At 60.9% G+C, this 3779-nt stretch carries 4 protein-coding genes; 3 read left to right on the top strand and 1 reads right to left on the bottom strand.

The genetic code is table 11. The features are described 5' to 3' along the window. Both Q0K62_RS07840 and Q0K62_RS07845 read left to right on the top strand, forming a co-directional pair. Positions 1 to 738, top strand: a 738-nt coding sequence (locus Q0K62_RS07840; RefSeq protein ID WP_297317418.1) for an ABC transporter permease, incomplete at its 5' end; no start/stop codon positions are given. A gap of 259 nt (positions 739 to 997) precedes the next feature. Next, positions 998 to 2002, top strand: a complete 1005-nt coding sequence (locus tag Q0K62_RS07845) for a formate/nitrite transporter family protein (protein WP_297317419.1) — start codon at positions 998 to 1000, stop codon at positions 2000 to 2002. A 76-nt stretch (positions 2003 to 2078) separates the two neighbouring features. Here Q0K62_RS07845 and Q0K62_RS07850 read toward each other — a convergent pair whose 3' ends face one another. Next, positions 2079 to 2780, bottom strand: coding sequence for a TetR family transcriptional regulator (locus Q0K62_RS07850; RefSeq protein ID WP_297317421.1), 702 nt, complete (start codon positions 2778 to 2780; stop codon positions 2079 to 2081). Between the two features lie 209 nt (positions 2781 to 2989). Between Q0K62_RS07850 and Q0K62_RS07855 the strand changes: the two genes are divergently transcribed. Continuing rightward, a partial coding sequence (locus Q0K62_RS07855; RefSeq protein WP_297317420.1) for an ABC transporter permease occupies positions 2990 to 3779 on the top strand: 790 nt, incomplete at its 3' end.

A 3779-nucleotide genomic window follows, 5' to 3' on the forward strand; every position in this document is an offset into this window, starting at 1 on the left:
GCCGGGCAGGCTGGTGCCTCGAGTGCCATGGCCGAACAGCAGACCGCCCAGGCCTTCGACGAGTACATCGCCACGGCACCGCAAGACGCCCTGGTCGCCATCTACAACGAGTACGTCTCCACCGGCACCTACGCCGACAACCTGAGCGACTTCGGCCTGATCTCCCGGAACGCCCCCTCCCGCATCAGCATCTACACGGACAGCTTCGAAAACAAGAACTCCGTGGGCGATGCCATCAAGCACTACAACGACAAGGCCTCGGAAAAGAACAAGATCGTCTACACGGACTACGTTGGCCTGATGATGAACTCGGTGACCACCATCATCAACGTCATCACCTACGTCCTGATCGCCTTCGTGGGTGTCTCCCTGGTGGTCTCCTCGATCATGATCGGCATCATCACCTACATCTCCGTCCTGGAGCGGACCAAGGAGATCGGCATCCTGCGCGCCATGGGCGCCTCCAAGCGCAACGTCTCCAACGTCTTCAACGCCGAAACCGGCATCATCGGTCTTCTGGCCGGTCTCCTGGGGGTGGGCATCACCCTCCTCCTGATTGTGCCCGCCAACAGCATCATGCACCATTTCATGGGAACCAACGAGGTCAATGCGGCCCTGCCCGTCTCGGGAGGGGTGGCACTGATCATCCTGAGTGTTGCCCTGACCCTGATCGGCGGCCTGATCCCCTCCCGGCAGGCGGCCAAGCAGGATCCGGCCACGGCCCTGCGCACCGAGTGAGACCGCCGCCGCAATCGTGCAAGCAAGACCGTATAAGCGCCACCACGTAAGGCATCCCTGCGTGAACACCATGGCGTGGACACCAGCTTGAGGAAGGCCCAGACGAGGAGGTATCGCCCGGCCTTCCTATATACGACTCGCTCCGTCTCTCTCGCGGATCGCACCATTGCCCAAGCCAGGCCCCAAGAACAGAAGTGACCTCCCCCACAATTCCCGCCGGATATCACCGTCCTTTATCCTGAGATGCCATAATGTTCCCGTGAGCAAGCACCTGAATCAGCCCCCGGATCAAACCATCACCGAATTGGCAAGCCGGACCCAACCGAATACCCGGGTCGGCCGGGATGACCGTGACGAGCAGAAGCGGGAGACCATATCCTCCCAGGCCGGGGTCGATGCCGCCGGATCCCCCAAGGGCGACCAGCCCCTCTTCCCCGGGCGGGCCTTCATCAGCACCGTCCTGGATGTGGTCGACAGCAAGAAGACCATGAGCGGGGACCTGACCGGGAAGTACCTGCAACGGGCCATCATGGCCGGCCTCTTCGTAGGCATCTTCTTCACGGCCTACTTCGTGATCATGGGCCAGGCCAGCCTGGATCCCGACAACCACGGTTTGATGCTCTCGGGCAAGGTCCTGGCGGCCACCACCTTCGGCTGGGCCCTGGTCCTGATCTACTACACCAACTCCGAGCTGCTGACCTCCAACATGATGGTGGTCACCATCGGTGCCTATCACAAGCGCCTGGGCTGGCTGACCTCCCTGCGGATACTCGCCCTCTGCCTCCTGGGCAACCTGATCGGAGCCCTGATCGTGGCGGTCATCGTCCGGTTCTCGTCCATCGTCAGCGGGCCGACCATGGCACAGATGCTCGCGGCCTCCTCGACCAAGATCGGGTATGTCTCCGGCGGGTTCATGGGCTTCGCCGACCTCTTCGTCCGCGGCATCCTCTGCAACTTCTGCATCAACATCGCCATGCTTATGGTCTACAACGGCAAGCTCTCCAACGATTTCACCAAGTGCATCATCATGGTCGTGGCCGTCTTCGTCTTCGCCTTCTGCGGTTTCGAGCATTCCATCGCCGACTCGGCCCTCTTCCTCATCCTGGGGACCTTCGGCAAGGTCAATGCTCTGAAAGCCATCCTGGTGGTCATCGTGGCCATGCTGGGCAATTATGTGGGCGGTGGCATCCTCATCGGCCTGAACTTCGCCACCATGAACGACGAACGCCACTTCAACGCAGGCGGCACGAACGACGGGGACTGATGATGGGGCCTGGCACATTTCGGTTCCGCCGGTCAGCCCTGCATGTGAACAGTCCTGTCATGGCATCGGTTCAGAATCAAATCGGCAGCTTCTCATAGAGATACCGATCCAGGGTGGGCCCGATGGTCCTGGCCACGGTCGCCACGGGCATGGAGGCCAGGGGTTCCACACGAAACACATCCCGCACCATAATCAGACCGAGGAGCTGTGAACCCACCAGCACCATCCGTTTTTCCACCTTGTCGGTCCGTATGGCCTTGAGCTGGTCACCGTTCAGTTCACCCTGGACCAGGGCAACCATGAGATCACGGACGTGTTCGTTCTGGCCGGCATTGCGGATCAGGGCCAGGTAGGCTTCGCCCAGCTCGGTGGTCTCCATGAAGGTGAGGAAGGCCCTCAACAGCGTGGTCCCCAGGGACCTGCCGTCTTTCATGCCGCGCTTGGCGTCCTGGTCTATGAAAAAGTCAATCAGGTGGCTATCCCCGATGATGCTTCGCGCCACCTTGGTGAAGAGTTCATCCTTCCCCCCAAAGTAGTAATGGATGAGCTTGGGATCGCATCCGGCACGCCGTGCTATGGCCCTCATCGTCACCTTGTCGTAACCGTTGCGCGAGAATTCGTACCTGGCGGCCGACAGGATGTCCTCATAGGCACTGGACTCCGCACCGCCGGGGGGTCGCCCACGCCGGTGACGGGGGGTTGATGCAGGCCTTGCATCCCCATCCGGTTTCCCGGCCCCTTCCAGGATCTGCCCCCCTTGGATGGATTCCTCTGTCATCCTGGTCACATCTCCTTACGAGTCATATTGCACGCGGCAAGTCTAGCAGGTTCACAATAATTCTCCAAGTGTGGAATAAGTGCTATGCTGTAATTCACCGATTGAAGAATTATGGTGTTCCCGCACCATGGTTCCCCAGGTACCGGGCGGTGTCGGCTAGACCACAAGAACAGACACCACGCCGTGTGCCACCCTAAAGGAGGTGCGCCGTGAAGGCGTTGATCATCAAGGAATTCAGGGAGCTGATGCGCGACAAGCGCACGGTTGCCATGCTGATAGCCATGCCCATCCTGCTCCTGTTCATCTTCGGATACGCCGCCAATTTCTCGGTCGACAGGATTTCCGTTGCCGTCATCGGCGACGGTGCCCAATCCGTGTCCGAGAAGGTCAAGGGGTTCGACGCCGCCAAGGACGGCATGGATATCGTCACTGTGGATCCGACGCGACATGGCGAGGAGGACGCCACGCGCCTGCTCAGAGACAGGAAGGTCGATGCCGTCATCGCCGTCAGGGAGGACCGGCAGGACAAGGGCAAGGACCTGCTCTCCAACCGGACCAGGGTGTACCTTGATGGCTCCGGCCTCTTCGCCGCCCAGTCCGCCAAACGGACCTTCCTCCAGCTGAATGCCGAGGAGACCAAGGACCAGATCGCCGCCACCAGATCCCAGGCCATGAAATCCCGCAAGGCCGTAGTCCAGCAGGAGAGGCAGGGCCTGCAGGACTACCTGAAACAGTTGCAGGATTACCAGAGCCGGGCACAGGCCGCAGCGGCCCAGGGCCAGCCCGCCCCACCCATACCCACCCCACCGCAGTTGGACCAGGGCCAAGCACCGGAAACCGGTCTTCCCGACCAGGCGAGTGCAACCGAGGCCGGAAAGGACAATGTGACCGTCCTCTTCAATCCGGATCTGAAGACCTCCTTCGTCATGATTCCCGGACTGATCGGCCTGATCATGACCCTGATCGGCACCATGATCACCAGCATCGGCCTGGTCCGCG

This window comes from uncultured Bifidobacterium sp., from assembly GCF_945269915.1.
In the GTDB taxonomy this organism is placed as follows: Bacteria; Actinomycetota; Actinomycetes; order Actinomycetales; family Bifidobacteriaceae; genus Bombiscardovia; species Bombiscardovia indica.

Excerpts from the sequence above, each read along its gene's own strand:
- Q0K62_RS07850 (WP_297317421.1), bottom strand. The coding sequence starts at position 2,780 with ATGACAGAGGAATCCATCCAAGGGGGGCAGATCCTGGAAGGGGCCGGG.